Origin of the sequence: Chryseobacterium sp. SN22 (assembly GCF_008329705.1) — a bacterium.
GTDB lineage: Bacteria > Bacteroidota > Bacteroidia > Flavobacteriales > Weeksellaceae > Chryseobacterium.
This window is the reverse complement of sequence record NZ_VTSX01000016.1, coordinates 40,321-56,404: the sequence shown is the minus strand read 5'-3', so window position 1 is coordinate 56,404 and position 16,084 is coordinate 40,321. Positions and strand designations below refer to the sequence as shown.

Here is a 16,084-nt window from a genome sequence, read left to right as displayed (position 1 = left end):
AATTTGTTGTATATCCTATTTTGTTTACTGAACCTTATTGTCTTCCATCAGTTCCCTTGCCTGGTAATCCTGGACCAGATCAATGGCATTAGAAATTACATCGCTCAGTGCGGTAATGAAAGTTCCTTCTTCCGCCATGCCCATAGCGTGTTTCAGGGCTTCGATTTCTTTAGGAATGATCTCGTAGCTCACATCCCTTCCGGAAGACTGCATGCCTTCAATAATCAGCCCGTTGATCTCGTCTTCTGTTCTGCCGCGAAGGTGCTTTTCATTGCGGATAATAATATGGTCGAACATTCTTCCCGCAATTTTTCCGCATTCACGGATATCATGGTCCCGCCGGTCACCAACGCCTGAAATGATGCCGATTTTCTTGGTAGATTCCACATTTTTCAGGTAATCTTCAATCGCTTCGTAACCGGCCGGATTATGGGCAAAATCAATTAAAACCTTAAAGCTTTTGAATTTAAAAACATTTAATCGTCCCGGAGTAAGCTGTGCGCTTGGGATGAAAGTCCGCAGGGAATTTGAAATATCTTCAATTCCGAAACCGTGAAGATAAGATGCCAGACTGGCAGCCAGTACGTTTTCAATCATGAATTTCGCCTTTCCTTCCATCGTAATCGGGAAATCTTTGGCTTTTCCGATCCTGATCTTCCAGTCGCCTTTTTTAATCGTTACAAAACCTTCTTCATAGACACAGGTAATTTTTCCTTCCTTCGCAAATTTCTTAATATGCGGATTGTTCTCATCCATACTGAAAATGGCAACGTTGGAAGGCAGATCGTTAATGATCCTCATGGAATATTCGTCATCGGCATTCATCACGCTCCACCCGTTTTTCTTTACACTGTCGAGAACCACCCTTTTTACTTTAGTAAGATCTTTCAGGTTGTGGATGTCATTTAATCCTAAATGATCCTCCTTAATATTGGTTAAAACCCCAATATCACACTGGGAGAACCCTAATCCGGAACGCAAAATCCCGCCTCTGGCCGTTTCCAGAACTGCAAATTCAACGGTAGGATCTTTCAGGATAAATTCTGCGGAAAGAGGGCCGGTGGTATCCCCTTTCGTCAGCATCGTATTCTGGATATAAATACCGTCTGAAGTGGTAAAACCTACCCGGTACCCGTTGCTTTTAACGATATGGGAGATTAATCTTGTGGTTGTTGTTTTCCCATTGGTTCCCGTTACCGCAATAATCGGTATGGTAAACGGTTTCCCCTGCGGGTAAAGCATATCCACCACCGGGGCAGCTACGTTTCTCGGCAGCCCTTCGCTCGGAGCCAGGTGCATTCTGAATCCCGGGGCAGCATTCACTTCAATGATGGCGCCGCCGCTTTCTTTCAGAGGCTGGGTAAGGTTCTCCGCCATAATATCGATTCCGCAGACATCAAGGCCGATAATTTTTGAAATCCTTTCTGCCATCGTAATATTTTCCGGATGAACCATATCGGTTACATCAATGGAAGTCCCTCCGGTAGAAAGATTAGCCGTTGATTTTAAATAGACTATTTCGCCTCTCTGAGGAACGGTTTCAAGCGTGTAATGCAGTTTTTCCAGCAGTTCCGTGGTATCTTTATCGATCAGGATTTCCGTTAGGACGTTTTCGTGGCCATATCCTCTTCTCGGATCTTTATTTTCTTTTTCGATCAGCTGCTGAAGATTCAGTTCGCCGTCTCCTACGACGTGTGCAGGAACCCTTCTTGCAGCGGCCACCATTTTATTGTTGATGACCAATACCCTGAAATCGTAACCGGTAATATACTTTTCGACAATGACTTTGCTGGAATATTTTTGGGCATGCTCCAGACCAGTTTTTGCAGCTTCCCAGTCGTTCACATTAATTGAGGAACCTTTTCCATGGTTGCCGTCCAAAGGCTTGATGACCACCGGATATCCTATTTTTCTGACTACGGCATCCAGGCCTTCTTCATCGGTGATCAGGTCTCCGATCGGAACAGGGATCGCCGCGTCGTGCAGCATTCTTTTTGTTAACTCTTTATTACATGCAATATCTACGGCAATGGAGCTGGTATTTCCGGTAATGGTTGCCTGGAACCGCTGCTGGTTTACGCCGTACCCCAGCTGAACCAGAGAATTTGTTCCCAGACGGATCCATGGAATTCTTCTTGAAACCGCTTCTTCCACAATACTTCCCGTAGAAGGGCCGAGGCGTACCCTCTCCCTGATCTCTTTTAAAGTTTTGATACAGGCACTCAGGTCATATTCTTCTCCTTGAATCAGTGCTTCGGCAATGGCGACAGACTGTTCCGCCGCATAGATTCCGGCATTTTCTTCGATATAGTTGAATACGACATTATATACGCCCGGTGTTTTTGTTTCACGGGTTCTCCCGAAACCGACATCCATTCCCGCAAGTGTCTGGATTTCCAACGCGATATGTTCGATCACGTGGCCCATCCAAGTTCCCGTCTCGATCCGGTGGAAAAACCCACCTTCCGTACCTTCGGAACAGCGGTGAGAAAATAAGGAAGGAACAAGCTTTTCAATCCTTTCTCTGAAGCCTTCTATTTTATTGGTAGGGAAGTTTTCCATTTCTTCAAGGTCCAACCTCATCTGTATCAGCTTCTTTCTCCTGATACTCCAAATATTCGGGCCGCGCAACGCCTGTATCTTCTCAATTTTCATAGTCTATTTGCATTTTTAATAGTTAACAATAACTGCATTTAGTATCAAAGATAATGCAAAACCTTAAATGAAACTATACCACAATTAAACATTTGTAAAAAATAAATGAAAATCTTAAACAAATAGTGAATCGCGATGATTAATTTCAATACAAACGAATTTTTCTACCTATTAATAATTTTCTAACTTTGCAGCCTATGACTAAACCAGTTGGAAAATTAATTGTGATCGGGGGCGCTGTTAATAAAGGCAGTTTTGCCGAAACCGATTTTGATCAGAACATAGAAAAAAACCTCAACTTTTTTGAAAGAGGGATTCTCAGAAAAATCATTAACGAATCCAAACGCAAGGAAGATTCGGTTATTGAAATTATTACAACGGCCTCTCAGATTCCGCAGATTGTAGGATCCGAATATAAAAAGGCTTTTGAATTTCTGGGTGCCCGGAATGTCAATATACTGGATGTCCACAATCGGGAAGAGGCAAACTCGGATGCCATTGTGGCAAGAGCGAATGCAGCTGACGTGGTCATGTTTACAGGCGGAGACCAACTGAGGCTGACTTCTATTCTCGGAGGAACAAGATTTCATGATACCATTCTATTAAAGTACCAGGAACAGGATTTTATTTATTCCGGAACATCGGCCGGAGCTGCGGCAGCTTCTGAAAACATGATTTATCAGGGAAGCAGTTCTGAAGCATTGCTGAAAGGCGAAATTAAAACCACACAGGGCCTGGGATTAATTGATAATGTAATTATCGATACGCATTTTGTACAGCGGGGAAGAATCGGAAGGCTTTTCCAGGCAGTTGTGAATAATCCGAGAACATTGGGGATCGGTCTGGGTGAAGATACCGGGCTTTTCATTCACAACGACGTTATGACGGCGGTAGGCTCCGGACTTGTAATCCTGGTAGACGGAAGGTTCATAAAAGATACCAATCTTACCAACATCAATCTGGGAGAACCTATTTCTATCGATAACTTAACGGTTCATGTATTGTCTATGAACGACCATTACGATCTGACAACAAAAACACTGACGATTGAAAATTCACAGTTCAACCCGATTCCGCAGGACCGGTAATTATAAATGATAATTGATTAATTGGAAATTGTTCGTTATCATTACATGCCAATAAACCATCAATCATAAAATATATGAAAATAATCATCCACGGCGGCTTTTTCTCAGAAAGCGACCAGAGCCACGAAGTGAAAACTGCCAAACAGAATTCTCTTAAAGCGATTGCTGAAAAAGCATTTGAATATTTACAGACTCATTCGGCCTTTGAAGCAGCAGCCTACGCAGTTTCTCTACTGGAAAATGATGAATTGTACAATGCAGGAACCGGCTCCCAGATTCAGGGAGACGGAATCATCCGGATGAGTGCAGCCATTATCAATGGGGAAACCGAAAAGATGAGTGGCGTCATCAATATTGAAAATGTAAAAAACCCGATTCTTGTAGCGAAAGCACTTATTGGCGAAGACGACCGGGTCTTAGGCGGAAGCGGAGCAAAAAAATATGCAACTGCACATGGCTTTGAAAACTACTCTACTGAAATTCCCCAGAGAAGAAAAGAGTATGAAGAAAAACTGAAGAACGGCGGAAAAGGAACCGTGGGCTGTGTAGCCATTGATCAAGATGGAAAATTAGCGGCAGCTACTTCCACCGGAGGGAAAGGTTTTGAAATTCCGGGACGGATTTCCGATTCTGCAACAGTTGCCGGAAATTACGCCAATTCTTTTTGTGCGGTAAGCTGTACCGGCGTAGGTGAAGATATTGTAAGCAATGCCACGGCGGCTAAAATCGTAACCCGCGTTACGGATGGGATGAATTTGGAAAATGCATTCACTAAAACTTTTGAAGAATTAAAAGCGATTAACGGTTTTGCCGGAGCCATCGCTATTGATAAGGCAGGAAATATCTTTCATCAGGACTCAAATCCTACCATGGTCTTTGCCAGTTTTGACGGACAAAATTTTGAAGTGTTCAATTAATTTTAACATTATTTTATAAGCCGGTCATTTTTTTTGGCACGTATTTTACATAATGATTACTATCAAACTTTAATATTAACATTTAAAAAATAGAAATCATGGGAAATAAAACGAAAGGTTTATTAGCATTAGTAGGTTTAGGAGCATTAGCATACTGGAAATACAAAAACTCTTCTGATGAAGATAAGCAAATGGTAAAAGATAAAATCAATACCGCTAAAGATAACCTGAATAAATGGAGCAACGACTTTAAAGACAAAGCGAACAATGTGGCGTCTCAGGTTAAAGACAGAGCCAATGATGTAGCCTCTCAGGTAAAAGACAAAGCCAATGATGTAGCTTCTCAGGCTCAGGATAAAACTGAAGATCTTAAAAACAGAACTCAGGAGGTTGTAAGCTAAACAAGTTTATTTTAACATTCATATACAAAAAGTCATCGTAATTAAAACTACGATGACTTTTTTATGGCTTCAACAGCATATACCAATGGGATTTTGTTGCCCAACTGCGGGATCCTCCATTTTCCTTTTTCAAATTCATCTACATGCCGGAAACAGGGATACGGCGACCAGTCAAATTCTTTAAACTGCGTGATTTCCACCTGATTCAGAATCAGGTTCTGAAGCACATCGGCAAGGGAGTGATTCCACATGACATAATCCTGAACAAGATCTGCCGACTGATCGGCATACGTTCCTTCATAGGTTTCGATGATCGGCTTTTTGTTAAAATAATTATACTTTACTCCTTCGAAATCGTCGTCAAACATCCAAACAACCGGATGAAATTCTGCCATTACAAATTTTCCTCCCGGCTTTAAAAACCGGTTGATGATTTCAGCCCATTTTTTTAAATCGGGAAGCCAGCCTATAGTGCCGTAGCTTGTAAAGACGATATCGAATTTCCGGTTCAGAATATTGGGCAGGCTGTATAGATCGGTACAAATAAATTCTGTGTCCGTTCCCGCTTTCCGGGCCAGATCTTTTGCAGCTTCAACCGCTTTATCAGAAAGATCGATTCCGGTAACCTGAGCACCGAGTCTCGATAGAGAAATGGAATCCTGCCCGAAATGACATTGCAGATGCAGAATACTTTTACCGGAAACTTCTCCCAAAAGCTCCAGTTCAATAGAATTTAAAGATGTTCTTCCTTTCAGAAACGCATCCACAAAGTAAAAATCAGATTTCAGATGAGGTTCTACTTTGGCATTCCATGATTTTTTGTTGATTTCCAGATAATTTTCCATAATTAAGTTTTTAATTTAGTTCCCTTGAATTATATAATTTTTCACCAATAATTTTCTTTCAGGCATAGAAGAGTCTTCAGGCCGGAACCATACTTCTACCCTGCTCCCGTAATAATTTCCCCAGTCACCTTCTTCGACGGTAAATACCTTATCGGATTCAAATTCTTTCAATTCATCAGCCGGATTTTCCACTTCAAGCCGGGAATCCTTTTCAACCTGTTTTGCCGAAAGAATTCTGTTGGTCGTAAGATCAAAAAATTTCAGGTACACTTTTCCTTTTTCGATCTTATTGAGAAATACTTCGTATTTATAATGTCCGGGCTGCTGGTAATTGTATAAAATAATATCTTCGCCTTTCACCTCGACCAAGGGTTTCTCATCAAGCCCCTTAAAATCCAGCGGCATATTGACTTTTACATTATTGGGATTTACAATATCGCCTTTGTATTCTTTATACGGGCTTTTCGGCGTAAGTATGGTAAAAAATACAGCAGCAATAAAAGTAAAAATAATGGAAAGCAGGATCTGGATAAATCCTTCTCTGTAGTTCTTTTTAAATATTTTGGAAATGCCCAGCAAGATGTAAACCAGACCCGTACCTATCGGAATGATAAAACAGATATTCCAGATTGTTTTTGTTACGGGAAGTATCCACAGCCAGAACCAGCAGAAGATACTGATGGAGGTAATAAAAAAAGGTGCAGACCATTTTCCGTTGATGATTTTGAGAATAAATGTTTTTATCATAATGACGTAACTGATTTTCTTTTTGAATTTTCTATTTATTTAATTGTTTAAGCTGATTGAGTCCGACAGTTTCAAAGTCTTTCGAGTAGTTTCTTTTTCTGTTCGGTAAACTCTTGCTCCGTTAAAACGCCCATTTCTTTTAATTTTCCCAGCTTTTCCAATTGCTGGATGATAACTTCTGCCGATTCTTTTTTTTCGTTAAATGAATTTTGAGGGATCGTTTCATGACTGCTTGTCCGATGAAATGGTGATTCCTGATCCGGAAGATTATAAAGATTGAAAGAAGAAGCCTGAATGTGTTGTTGTTGTTGTTGTTGTGAAGCGGATCGGCCTGTATTGCCATTCAAATAGTTATTGAAGGCATGGCTGAAGTTTCTGCCGTCGCTTTTATTATGAAGCTTGAATTCTGCTGAAGCACCGTTTTTAGAAATAATTCTGAGGGTTGAATAGAAAAGGCTTTCCACATGATCAACAGACCGGATATTGTGATATGGGTATTCATCGATCTGCACATTTCCCAAAAGCTTTTTATCGATGAAAACCACTCTTTTGTAGCTGGAAAAAATAAGCCCTTCTATTTTTCCGGGAATGGTTAGTGCTTCTGCAATGGCAGTAAGCTTTTCATTCCTTTCTAAAATATTGACCAGTTCTTTCACTTCACCATTCGCCAAAATACTTAATCTCGCATTCAGAGCAACAATCTGATCCTGAATTTCATCAAGCCTCGTCGGTATACCGCCAAATCCGAAAGTCGGCGACTCTGTATTCTGAAAACCTGAAGGATTTTCAGATATACCAATTTTTCCCTGAAGAATAATTCCTCTGATTTCAGGAAGAAAAAATTGGTTGAGATTATTAATGACATCTCTGTTGAGGGCAGCAGCCTGGTTCAGACAGCTGTTGCATAACCAATGGCCATCTGCCAGTTTATTTTCACCTGCCGTATCCATTGAAGTTAATGGGTTACCACATAATCCGCAAATCGTATTCATACATTATTAGTTTTAAGTTTTTCAGTTACAAATTACAAAATCATTTTGTTTTACAGTCTTTAAAGAAAAATAAATAATAGTCAGGTGGATCGTCGATGGTAATATCGACCGGAAGACTTTCCTTCATCCAGCTTCCATTATCCAACCATTTAAAGTTACTTTATCTAAACCTCCCTTTTAATGTTTTCCTCGATCACAATGGAAGTATAAAGACTGTATATTTTCCAGCCTAAAGATTCATATAAAAGCTTTCCATGTTCTGTAGCCACCAAGAAATTTTCCGAAACTCCTTTTGATACAGCAATACGACGAAGTTCATTTATCAACTGCGTAGCGAGTCCTTTCCGCCGGTGGCCTTTTTCCGTTTTTATGCGGTCATAAATGGCAAGTCCGTCAACAATGATCAATCGTCCGATGGCAGCCTCTTCCTTATCTCCGGTATTGATTTTTACGACAAATGAATCCGGCTTTTGCTGAAGAGTTTCCATTGAATAGCCCTCCGGAAGCGGTTTTTCATGAGTCACCATTTTTTCCGGACCATACATCATGTAACCCTGCGGCTGAATTTTCCATCGTTGAGGGATAAGCATGCTGAATTCTTCGGGAGATGCGCAGACCTTAAGGTAGATCCACGGCTCATAGATTGATTCCGAAAGCCTGATAAAATCTTCATTTACCTGCGGAAATACATATCTTGCTTTCTGCTTCTGTTCTCCCACAAGAACCCTATATCCGGATTTCCAGGCTTCCGGCAAAGGCTTGCCCCTCGATATGGACCAGCCTTTAAGCCATCTTTCCAAAAGCTCTTCCGAAACCCGATCCATTATGTATTTAAAAAGTCTTCCAGAGAAACGGTCTTCTGTTCCCCTGTCTCAAGATATTTATAGGTAACCGTTCCATTTTTGATTTCCTCCTCCCCTAAGAAGACAAGATTTCTGATGCCTTTCTTCTCAGCATAAGTAAACTGCTTTCCGATCTTGGCATTTTCAGGATAGATCTCGGCAGAAATTCCTTCTTCTCTCAGCTGTCTGATGAGTTTTAAAGCTTCAAGGGTTTCATCTCCTCCGAAATTGGCAAACAGATATTCCGTTTTGGAAGTTGCTTCTTTCGGGAAAAGCCCTAATTCTTCCATTACCAGGTAAATCCGGTCTAACCCGAAGGAAATCCCGATTCCCGGGATGTTTTTAACGCCGAAAACTTCCGTAAGGTTATCGTATCTGCCGCCGCCGCCGATGGAACCCATCTGCACCTCATCCGCTTTCACTTCGAAGATGGCCCCGGTGTAATAATCCAGGCCTCTGGCTAAAGTAATATCGAATCTTAGGTTCTGAATATCCACCCCAAGATTTAAAGATTGGGTAATAACGGTTTCCAATTCCTCCACCCCTTTGAGTCCGGTTTCGTTTCCGGCAAATTTTTCTCTAAGTTGAAGCAGGTTTTCCAGTGCATCTTCAGATTGCGTAAACAGAAAATCCAGCTTATCGATCGATTCCTGAACGATTCCTCTTTCCAGCAGTTCTTTTACAACACCTTCTTTCCCGATTTTATCCAGTTTATCCAGAGCTACGGTAAAATCAATTAATTTATCGGTAATACCTGCATATTCCGCCAGACCGGAAAGGATTTTCCGGTTGTTGATATGAATGGTTACGGACACGCCAAGTTCGGCAAATGATTTCAAATACAGCTGAACCAGATCCACTTCCTGTAAAAGGCTTTCGCTTCCTACCACATCGGCATCACACTGATAAAACTCCCTGAACCTTCCTTTCTGAGGACGGTCGGCCCTCCACACCGGCTGGATCTGGTAACGCTTGAACGGAAAAGTGAGTTGATTATGATTCATGGCTACAAATCTTGCAAAAGGTACGGTCAGGTCGTAACGGAGGGCTTTGTCTGAAATCTGGGAAGTCAGTTTCTGATGGTTTTTATTTTCCCAATCTTCCTGATTCACCTTTGCAGTATAATCCCCTGAATTTAAAATTTTAAAAATCAGACGATCTCCTTCTTCCCCGTATTTTCCCGTTAAAGTAGAAAGGTTTTCAAAGCTTGGCGTTTCCAGCGGCTGAAACCCGAACAATTCGAAGTTTTTCTGTAGTGTATTGATGATATATCTTCTTCTGGAAACTTCCAATGCGGTAAAATCTCTCGTTCCTTTTGCTAAGCCTGGTTTCATTTTATAATAGATAAATAATGATTAATATTTGTAAGCAGCAAAAATAAGGAATTGGACGGACTTTTAAGACAAACAAAAAGCCGGAGAACAATAATCTCCGGCCCCGGGTAAAAATAATACTCCATCACTTGTGTTTCTACCTAAAATTAAATGCTTTCTAAAAGTTCCAGAATTTCCTCGCCATAATTTTCGATTTTATGCTTTCCGAAGCCTTTAATGTCCAGAAGTTCCTCCTTCTTTGCCGGTTTGTATTTGGCTACCGACATCAATTCTTTATTGGTAGCAATAAAATAAGACGGCAGATTCTGCTCTTTTGCTTTTTCCGACCGCCAGTATTTCAGGGCTTCCAGAATTGCTGCTTCGTCGGAGGTCAGCGCATCGTCTTCCGCAGAATACTTTGCATGTTTCGGCTCTTTCACAGAATCCTTTACCATTTTGATTTCGTCAAAATACATGATAACGGACCAATAGTTTTCATCATTTACAAATGCCGTTTCCACTTTGATGATGTCGTGCGATTCCAGAAAAGCGTCCAGCATTCTCTGATCTTTATGAAGGTATTCTTCACTTATTCTTATTTTAAAGACTTTTACATTCATGGCAGTAATTTTTATGATTATTTACCTCCCAATAAAAGGATTTCTTCTACCCTGATCTCAGTAATAAATCTCTTCACCCCGTCTTTATCATCATAAGAACGGTAGGTAAGTTTGCCTTCCACGGCAAGCTCTTTTCCTTTCGGGGAATATTTCTGAAGGATTTCTGCCGTTTTACCAAAGGCAATCAGATTGTGCCATTGGGTCTCTTCTACTTTCTCTCCTTTTGCATTCGTGTAATGATCGCTAGTCGCAAGAGATACGGTGGCTTTTAAGGTTCCGTTTTCAAAGGTCATTACTTCTACTTCTTTTCCTGTGTGACCGATCAATGTAATTTTGTTTCGTAGTGACATAATGTGTATTTTTAAAGTTAATATTCAGACTGGAGACGTTCACTGTTTTCTCAAATCTCTGTTGCAAAGATTGTCAGATTCCATTACCTGAGTCGGGAGAAAATTATTTAAATTCGTTTGTAGTCGTTTGTAAACGGATAAATTACGTATATTTGAAAAAATATGAAAAAGACAATAAAAAGAACCTTCCGGGTTTCAAAATATGTGATTTACAGGGAAACCCTGGTAGATTACAAAGAGCATTTCTGGTCGTTTCTGGGAGCATTTTTCGGAATCGGGATCATTGCTTTTATCCAATCACACAGTCTGGCGGAAACAGAAAATATTTTTCTCATCGGTTCCTTCGGTGCATCAAGTGTATTAATTTATGGTGCCATCCAGAGTCCTCTTGCTCAGCCGCGGAACCTTATCGGCGGGCATGTGCTTTCCGCTTTGGTAGGCGTTGCCGTTTACAAAATCGTTCCCGATATTATCTGGCTTTCCGCACCGTTGGCTGTTGCCTTTTCAATCGTTCTGATGCAATACACCAAAACCTTGCATCCGCCCGGCGGTGCTACCGCATTAATTGCCGTAAGCTCTACAGGCAAAATTCCTGAACTTGGATTCTGGTATGTGCTGTCGCCTGTACTTTCAGGCTGCCTGATTTTACTGCTTGTAGCGCTTTTTTTTAATAATATAACGCCTAACCGAAGCTATCCGGCGCACAACCGGTTGATGAAACTCCTCAGAAAAAAACACACCCACATACACCAACTGAAAAAATAAATGATGGAATGTATCGAATGCGGCGAAAAAATTATCGGAAGATCAGACAAAAAATTTTGTAATGATGCCTGCCGTAATGCCTACAACAACAAACAGAATAAGGACTCCAACAACCTGATGCGGAATGTCAACAACAAGCTCCGCAAGAACTACAGGATCCTGACGGAAGTGAATACCGACGGTAAAACAAAAATTACAAGGTCCAGACTTGATGGCTTGGGTTTTGATTTTGACTATTTCACGAATCTCAAGGTTTATAAAAATGGTTCCGAATATAAATTCATCTACGATTATGGCTATAAACTTCTGGATGACGACTTTATCCTGATTGTAAGAAATCAGTCGTGAAATACCTCTAATACTGTAACATGAAAGAAATTGTCCTGATTACCGGAGCCAACGGTTTAATTGCCAAAGAATTATCAAAAAGACTTGAAAAAGAATATACCGTCCGGTTTTTGACACGGAAGAAACAGCATGAAAATGATTTTGAATGGAACCTTAAAAACGGCACCGTTGATGAAGCTGCTTTTGAAAACATTTCTCATGTAATCCATTTGGCTGGAGCAGGTGTCGCGGAAAGGAGATGGACCGATGAAAGAAAAAAAGAAATTATCTCAAGCCGGGTAGATTCTGCCCAGCTTATTTTAAAGACTCTACAAAAGAACAATCAAAAACTTAAATCTTTTGTTTCCGCTTCAGGAATCAACTATTACGGAACTGAAACCACGGAAAAGATATTTACAGAACAGGACGGACCAGGAAAGGATTTCCTGAGTGAAGTAACAATTCTATGGGAGCAGGCTGCCGATGAATTTAAGAACCAGCAGGTTTCTGAACGGGTCGTAAAACTGAGGACGGGTGTTGTTCTTTCCGAAAAAGAAGGCGCCCTGAAAAAAATGCTTCCGACCATAAAGGCAGGCATCGGATCTCCGCTAGGTACAGGAAAACAATATATGCCCTGGATTCATATCGAAGACATCTGCTCGATGTATGAATCTGCCCTGAAAAATCCCGAACTGCATGGTGCTTTCAATGCCGTTGCTCCGGAGCACGCCACCAACAGGGATCTGACGGAAAAAGCGGCGCACGTCCTGAAAAAACCTTTATTTATGCCAAATGTGCCGGGATTTGTCTTAAAGCTGATCTTCGGTGAGTTATCGGTAGCGGTCCTCGAAGGATCAAGGGCTTCCTGTGAAAAAATACAAAGCGCAGGTTTTCAGTTTAAATTTCCTCATTTGCAGGAAGCACTAACAGATTTATTAAAAAATTAAAACTAAGGTCATACAATTATGCACGATACAAAAGTAACTATTGAAAAAACGGAAATCCTATCCGACAACTGGTATACGCTGAAGAAAGTAACGTTCAGTATTCAGAAAAAAGACGGGACATTTGAACAGCAGAGCCGCGAAGCCTACGACCGGGGAAATGGCGCCGTTATTCTGTTGTATAATAAAAATTCGGAAACGGTAATTTTAACACGACAATTCCGGCTGCCTACTTTTATCAATGGAAATGCGTCAGGCATGATGATCGAAGCCTGTGCGGGTCTCCTGGACAACGACAATCCGGAAGAATGTATCAAAAGGGAAACCGAAGAGGAAACCGGGTACAAAATTTCCCACGTCGAAAAAATCTTTGAAGCTTATATGTCGCCGGGATCCGTAACGGAAATCCTCCACTTTTTTATTGCAGAATATTCGGAGGAGCTGAAAATCAACGATGGCGGCGGACTGGCAGATGAAGGCGAGAACATTGAAGTGCTGGAACTTCCGTTTAATCAGACATTAGCCATGATCGATTCAGGAGAGATTAAAGATGCCAAAACCATCATGCTGCTTCAGCACCTGAGAATTAAAAATATTTTATAAATTCAACCGTTCCTATTATAAATCCTATCCAATGAAACTCCTGTATACCTTAAGCTTTTCCTTACTCCTATCGGTTTCTGCTACTGCCCAGAAAACAGCAAAGGCCGGACCTAAAGATAAAGCAGTGATCGAGCATTTTAAAAATGACTATAAAAAGAAAAACTATAAAAAGTTTACCGGTCAGATAACTATCAGTAACAAGCAGATTGTATTTGACAACAAAACAGTTTTCTACAATCCTGCCGATAAAATAACCACAATGCTTTTGAAAGAAGGGTTAATTTACCCACAGCTTCTTGCCGATTTTCAGGTGGATAAGTTTGAAAATGAAGACAGCGACAGGACCCAGAAACGATTCGCCAGGCTGCAGAAGAACTGGAAAGATGCTTTTGACGTCAACAACATCAGCATGAGCAATGCTTCAGAACAGGCATTTTTAAGTTCGGATCCTACCGTGAGAAGATTCAAAGTACTGTGCAAAGACCCGAAGTTTCCGAATATGATGGCTTATTATTTTGAACTGACCGATAAAAAAGCAGATCTTAATATGTCGACGGAAAATTTTATTAAAAATGCGAAGCTCACGCATATTTACCAGCGAACGGAATAATCGTTAAAATTTCATATATCATCCAACCCGCCGGAACAGGAATATCGGAACTGAAAATCAGGGATTCAGCAAAAACAATAAACTTAAAATTGCTACGCCTTACGGAACCCTGAAATCTTTTTATGAAAGAATAGGAAAACATCATCAGGAACTTAGGGTCATTAATGGACATGAGTTCTTATTTGTTGTTGAAGAAACCCGGAAAAATTGTTTTCATTCCTGTTCAATAAATGATATAGTAAAGATGATTACGCATATTCCATCAGAAGATTACGGCGATCTGAGATTTATTATTTTACGCCAGCCCAAAAGAAAAGAGGAAATCATCTCTCCGGTCTGGGGAAGGCTGATTTACAGTTTTGAATTCGAACACGAATATGCTCCCGCTATTATCTTAGATGCTGTTGATATCCATAAAAAATCGTCTGGTCTAAAAAAATGACTGTTGAAGATCAGAGAGAATTCATCAGGTTACAGGAAGATCAGCATGCTTTTACCGATAACAAAAAAGCCTATGTTTCACCGATCTGTACTGAAGCTTCGATGAATACACAACTCTACAGGACCTTGCTTCATGAGCTTGGGCATTATGTTCATTATCTCGAAGTTGTGGAACGTCCCGAAAGTGAAAAGAAAGACGACGAAATGAAAGAGGCAAGAGACAATTTTTATTTCCGGCTGCCGCAAATGGAAAAAGAAAAATTTGCCCATCAGTATGCCGATTGTCTGAAACAGAAATTAACGGAAGAGAAAGTTATTCCCTTTGACCGAAGCTAAACCTTTGAAATTAAATTTTAGTATGATCAGATTAAACAGTCTAAACGCAAAGAAAATATTCAGAGCCGGAGGATATACCGACAGAATAAATAATTTTTGCAGAAAATATATTCCCGAATCATACCGTGAGAGAAAACATACTTTTCAAAAAATGAAATCGGAATGCCTGGCTCTGAACGAATTTTTACAAATTCATTTTGAGGAAAGGAAGGAGGCTATTCAGATTTTAATGAATGAACTTATTATCGAAATTGAAAATCTGGAAGTAAAGAATGAAATCACTCAGGAAGGTCACTGTAACGTTTGCAACAGTCCACTAAAAACCTACGACACCCTGGGATCAGATAAAACTCCAAGGTCTATCACGGTCTGTCCAAATTGTCCGGAGAAGATCAATCATCTGCTAAATAAACTGGACTGGGCTACATCAACCGTATTTATCTAATTTCATTATCTTTTATATGAAAAACCGCCAAATCACCGATTATTTCAACGCCATCTGCGAATTCCGGCAGGTACATCCGGTTGTGAAAGGACAGCCTTTGCGCACCAACGATGCCGGGATGATGACAGTACGTGATGCACTGAACGGCTTTAAAGATAGTCTGCAAAACAAATACAGAGAGTTTAGTGGCACAAATCTGTCCGTTGAAATTTCACGCGGGATCACCAATTTACCTCACGTCCTTTATGCCTGCATCCTTCCGCCGGGCCAGCTGGTCCCAAACGGAATTTACACCGTGATTTGTTTTGATGTTTTGGGAAGAGGCGCACTGGTGGGCTGCGTGGAATCCAAAGTGACTTCCAAAGGTCTCAAAACCGTACTGCGTAAAAAAGGTCCCGGCCTTTTACCCATTGATGTCGATGGTGCCAGCGAACGCACGAAATACAACAATGTATTCGTCAATCCGAAAGAATTTTATTACCCGCTGGAAGACAGTGAAATGCTGGAACGGCATATTGCGGAGTCGCTGGAGTTGGCGTTTACCCTGTTAACGTTATAAACGTTAACAGGGTAAAACGTTAACAGGGATAAAAAATATTTCCTACATTTGCCCGGAAATAGTTCTTTAACATCCTTCATCAAACGGAAAAGGTTTTACGTAAAGTAGATTAATAGGGAATCGTGTGAGAATCACGAGCTGTCGCGCAACTGTAAGTAATACCCCAAAGGTTTTTGTCCGAGTAGATCCACTGTGCAAACGGGAAGGATGACAGAAACTGTTACAAGTCAGGAGACCTGCCTGTTCCGGATTGACAATGCTCTCGCGGTCTGGAGCTTTTGAGT

The 16,084-nt window shown here is 40.8% G+C and carries 20 protein-coding genes and 1 riboswitch; of the genes, 12 read left to right on the top strand and 8 right to left on the bottom strand.

Going from position 1 to position 16,084, the window contains the following annotated elements; genetic code table 11:
* Positions 1-24: 24 nt before the first annotated feature.
* Positions 25-2,655, bottom strand: coding sequence for a cyanophycin synthetase (gene cphA, locus FY557_RS12135; protein ID WP_149247513.1), 2,631 nt, complete (start codon positions 2,653-2,655; stop codon positions 25-27).
* Between the two features lie 197 nt (positions 2,656-2,852).
* On the opposite strand from cphA, the gene FY557_RS12130 reads away from it, so the two are divergent.
* The 3 genes from FY557_RS12130 to FY557_RS20370 all read left to right on the top strand — a co-directional run bounded on the left by FY557_RS12130 (position 2,853) and on the right by FY557_RS20370 (position 5,061).
* The gene (locus FY557_RS12130) at positions 2,853-3,743 is read left to right on the top strand and encodes a cyanophycinase (RefSeq protein ID WP_149247512.1); all 891 of its coding nucleotides are present in this window, start codon (positions 2,853-2,855) and stop codon (positions 3,741-3,743) included.
* A 74-nt stretch (positions 3,744-3,817) separates the two neighbouring features.
* Positions 3,818-4,660, top strand: coding sequence for an isoaspartyl peptidase/L-asparaginase (locus FY557_RS12125; RefSeq protein ID WP_149247511.1), 843 nt, complete (start codon positions 3,818-3,820; stop codon positions 4,658-4,660).
* Positions 4,661-4,758: 98 nt separating this feature from the next.
* Positions 4,759-5,061 (top strand): YtxH domain-containing protein, encoded by a 303-nt coding sequence (locus FY557_RS20370; RefSeq protein WP_228451783.1) that lies wholly within the window; start codon positions 4,759-4,761, stop codon positions 5,059-5,061.
* Positions 5,062-5,108: 47 nt separating this feature from the next.
* Here FY557_RS20370 and FY557_RS12115 read toward each other — a convergent pair whose 3' ends face one another.
* The 7 genes from FY557_RS12115 to FY557_RS12085 form a co-directional block, all read right to left on the bottom strand.
* Positions 5,109-5,906 (bottom strand): class I SAM-dependent methyltransferase, encoded by a 798-nt coding sequence (locus FY557_RS12115; protein ID WP_149247510.1) that lies wholly within the window; start codon positions 5,904-5,906, stop codon positions 5,109-5,111.
* A gap of 15 nt (positions 5,907-5,921) precedes the next feature.
* On the bottom strand, positions 5,922-6,653 hold the full coding sequence (locus tag FY557_RS12110) for a hypothetical protein (protein WP_149247509.1): 732 nt from the start codon (positions 6,651-6,653) through the stop codon (positions 5,922-5,924).
* A gap of 71 nt (positions 6,654-6,724) precedes the next feature.
* Positions 6,725-7,645: an SHOCT domain-containing protein gene (locus FY557_RS20365; protein ID WP_149247508.1), complete on the bottom strand. Its 921-nt coding sequence runs from the start codon at positions 7,643-7,645 to the stop codon at positions 6,725-6,727.
* Positions 7,646-7,809: 164 nt separating this feature from the next.
* The gene (locus tag FY557_RS12100) at positions 7,810-8,469 is read right to left on the bottom strand and encodes a GNAT family N-acetyltransferase (RefSeq protein WP_228451782.1); all 660 of its coding nucleotides are present in this window, start codon (positions 8,467-8,469) and stop codon (positions 7,810-7,812) included.
* A complete protein-coding gene (hisS, locus tag FY557_RS12095) occupies positions 8,469-9,821 on the bottom strand; it encodes a histidine--tRNA ligase (RefSeq protein ID WP_149247506.1) in 1,353 nt (450 codons plus the stop codon). Before hisS ends, FY557_RS12100 begins: the two co-directional genes overlap by 1 nt.
* A gap of 146 nt (positions 9,822-9,967) precedes the next feature.
* Entirely contained in the window at positions 9,968-10,420 is a 453-nt protein-coding gene (locus FY557_RS12090; RefSeq protein ID WP_149247505.1) for an HRDC domain-containing protein, read from the bottom strand.
* 17 nt (positions 10,421-10,437) lie between these two features.
* Positions 10,438-10,770: a single-stranded DNA-binding protein gene (locus FY557_RS12085; RefSeq protein ID WP_149247504.1), complete on the bottom strand. Its 333-nt coding sequence runs from the start codon at positions 10,768-10,770 to the stop codon at positions 10,438-10,440.
* Between the two features lie 162 nt (positions 10,771-10,932).
* Between FY557_RS12085 and FY557_RS12080 the strand changes: the two genes are divergently transcribed.
* From FY557_RS12080 to FY557_RS12040, 9 genes are all read left to right on the top strand, one after another.
* Positions 10,933-11,535, top strand: coding sequence for an HPP family protein (locus FY557_RS12080; protein WP_149247503.1), 603 nt, complete (start codon positions 10,933-10,935; stop codon positions 11,533-11,535).
* Positions 11,536-11,883 (top strand): DUF2116 family Zn-ribbon domain-containing protein, encoded by a 348-nt coding sequence (locus tag FY557_RS12075; protein WP_185151716.1) that lies wholly within the window; start codon positions 11,536-11,538, stop codon positions 11,881-11,883.
* Between the two features lie 20 nt (positions 11,884-11,903).
* The gene (locus FY557_RS12070; RefSeq protein WP_149247502.1) at positions 11,904-12,809 is read left to right on the top strand and encodes a TIGR01777 family oxidoreductase; all 906 of its coding nucleotides are present in this window, start codon (positions 11,904-11,906) and stop codon (positions 12,807-12,809) included.
* Between the two features lie 18 nt (positions 12,810-12,827).
* Positions 12,828-13,409: a GDP-mannose pyrophosphatase NudK gene (gene nudK / locus FY557_RS12065; RefSeq protein ID WP_149247501.1), complete on the top strand. Its 582-nt coding sequence runs from the start codon at positions 12,828-12,830 to the stop codon at positions 13,407-13,409.
* Positions 13,410-13,440: 31 nt separating this feature from the next.
* Complete coding sequence (locus FY557_RS12060) at positions 13,441-14,019, top strand: hypothetical protein (RefSeq protein ID WP_149247500.1); 579 nt, start codon at positions 13,441-13,443, stop codon at positions 14,017-14,019.
* 244 nt (positions 14,020-14,263) lie between these two features.
* The gene (locus tag FY557_RS12055; protein ID WP_149247499.1) at positions 14,264-14,461 is read left to right on the top strand and encodes a hypothetical protein; all 198 of its coding nucleotides are present in this window, start codon (positions 14,264-14,266) and stop codon (positions 14,459-14,461) included.
* Positions 14,458-14,796 carry a hypothetical protein gene (locus FY557_RS12050; RefSeq protein WP_149247498.1) on the top strand — a complete coding sequence of 113 codons (339 nt, stop codon included), beginning with the start codon at positions 14,458-14,460 and terminating at the stop codon, positions 14,794-14,796. Before FY557_RS12055 ends, FY557_RS12050 begins: the two co-directional genes overlap by 4 nt.
* Before the next feature lie 151 nt (positions 14,797-14,947).
* Positions 14,948-15,241 carry a hypothetical protein gene (locus FY557_RS12045; RefSeq protein ID WP_149247497.1) on the top strand — a complete coding sequence of 98 codons (294 nt, stop codon included), beginning with the start codon at positions 14,948-14,950 and terminating at the stop codon, positions 15,239-15,241.
* Between the two features lie 16 nt (positions 15,242-15,257).
* Positions 15,258-15,800 (top strand): hypothetical protein, encoded by a 543-nt coding sequence (locus tag FY557_RS12040; RefSeq protein ID WP_149247496.1) that lies wholly within the window; start codon positions 15,258-15,260, stop codon positions 15,798-15,800.
* A 73-nt stretch (positions 15,801-15,873) separates the two neighbouring features.
* A riboswitch (cobalamin riboswitch) is annotated at positions 15,874-16,059 on the top strand.
* Positions 16,060-16,084: the final 25 nt, after the last annotated feature.

What these genes read in the sequence shown, in the direction of transcription:
- FY557_RS20365 (WP_149247508.1), bottom strand. Translation starts at nt 7,645, where the DNA reads ATGAATACGATTTGCGGATTATGTGGTAACCCATTAACTTCAATGGAT.
- FY557_RS12045 (WP_149247497.1), top strand. Translation starts at nt 14,948, where the DNA reads ATGAAATCGGAATGCCTGGCTCTGAACGAATTTTTACAAATTCATTTT.
- FY557_RS12125 (WP_149247511.1), top strand. Translation starts at nt 3,818, where the DNA reads ATGAAAATAATCATCCACGGCGGCTTTTTCTCAGAAAGCGACCAGAGC.
- FY557_RS12040 (WP_149247496.1), top strand. Translation starts at nt 15,258, where the DNA reads ATGAAAAACCGCCAAATCACCGATTATTTCAACGCCATCTGCGAATTC.
- FY557_RS12060 (WP_149247500.1), top strand. Translation starts at nt 13,441, where the DNA reads ATGAAACTCCTGTATACCTTAAGCTTTTCCTTACTCCTATCGGTTTCT.
- nudK (WP_149247501.1), top strand. Translation starts at nt 12,828, where the DNA reads ATGCACGATACAAAAGTAACTATTGAAAAAACGGAAATCCTATCCGAC.
- FY557_RS12080 (WP_149247503.1), top strand. Translation starts at nt 10,933, where the DNA reads ATGAAAAAGACAATAAAAAGAACCTTCCGGGTTTCAAAATATGTGATT.
- FY557_RS20370 (WP_228451783.1), top strand. Translation starts at nt 4,759, where the DNA reads ATGGGAAATAAAACGAAAGGTTTATTAGCATTAGTAGGTTTAGGAGCA.
- FY557_RS12115 (WP_149247510.1), bottom strand. Translation starts at nt 5,906, where the DNA reads ATGGAAAATTATCTGGAAATCAACAAAAAATCATGGAATGCCAAAGTA.
- hisS (WP_149247506.1), bottom strand. Translation starts at nt 9,821, where the DNA reads ATGAAACCAGGCTTAGCAAAAGGAACGAGAGATTTTACCGCATTGGAA.
- FY557_RS12100 (WP_228451782.1), bottom strand. Translation starts at nt 8,469, where the DNA reads ATGGATCGGGTTTCGGAAGAGCTTTTGGAAAGATGGCTTAAAGGCTGG.
- FY557_RS12055 (WP_149247499.1), top strand. Translation starts at nt 14,264, where the DNA reads ATGATTACGCATATTCCATCAGAAGATTACGGCGATCTGAGATTTATT.
- FY557_RS12110 (WP_149247509.1), bottom strand. Translation starts at nt 6,653, where the DNA reads ATGATAAAAACATTTATTCTCAAAATCATCAACGGAAAATGGTCTGCA.
- FY557_RS12050 (WP_149247498.1), top strand. Translation starts at nt 14,458, where the DNA reads ATGACTGTTGAAGATCAGAGAGAATTCATCAGGTTACAGGAAGATCAG.
- FY557_RS12085 (WP_149247504.1), bottom strand. Translation starts at nt 10,770, where the DNA reads ATGTCACTACGAAACAAAATTACATTGATCGGTCACACAGGAAAAGAA.
- FY557_RS12090 (WP_149247505.1), bottom strand. Translation starts at nt 10,420, where the DNA reads ATGAATGTAAAAGTCTTTAAAATAAGAATAAGTGAAGAATACCTTCAT.
- FY557_RS12070 (WP_149247502.1), top strand. Translation starts at nt 11,904, where the DNA reads ATGAAAGAAATTGTCCTGATTACCGGAGCCAACGGTTTAATTGCCAAA.
- FY557_RS12075 (WP_185151716.1), top strand. Translation starts at nt 11,536, where the DNA reads ATGATGGAATGTATCGAATGCGGCGAAAAAATTATCGGAAGATCAGAC.
- FY557_RS12130 (WP_149247512.1), top strand. Translation starts at nt 2,853, where the DNA reads ATGACTAAACCAGTTGGAAAATTAATTGTGATCGGGGGCGCTGTTAAT.
- cphA (WP_149247513.1), bottom strand. Translation starts at nt 2,655, where the DNA reads ATGAAAATTGAGAAGATACAGGCGTTGCGCGGCCCGAATATTTGGAGT.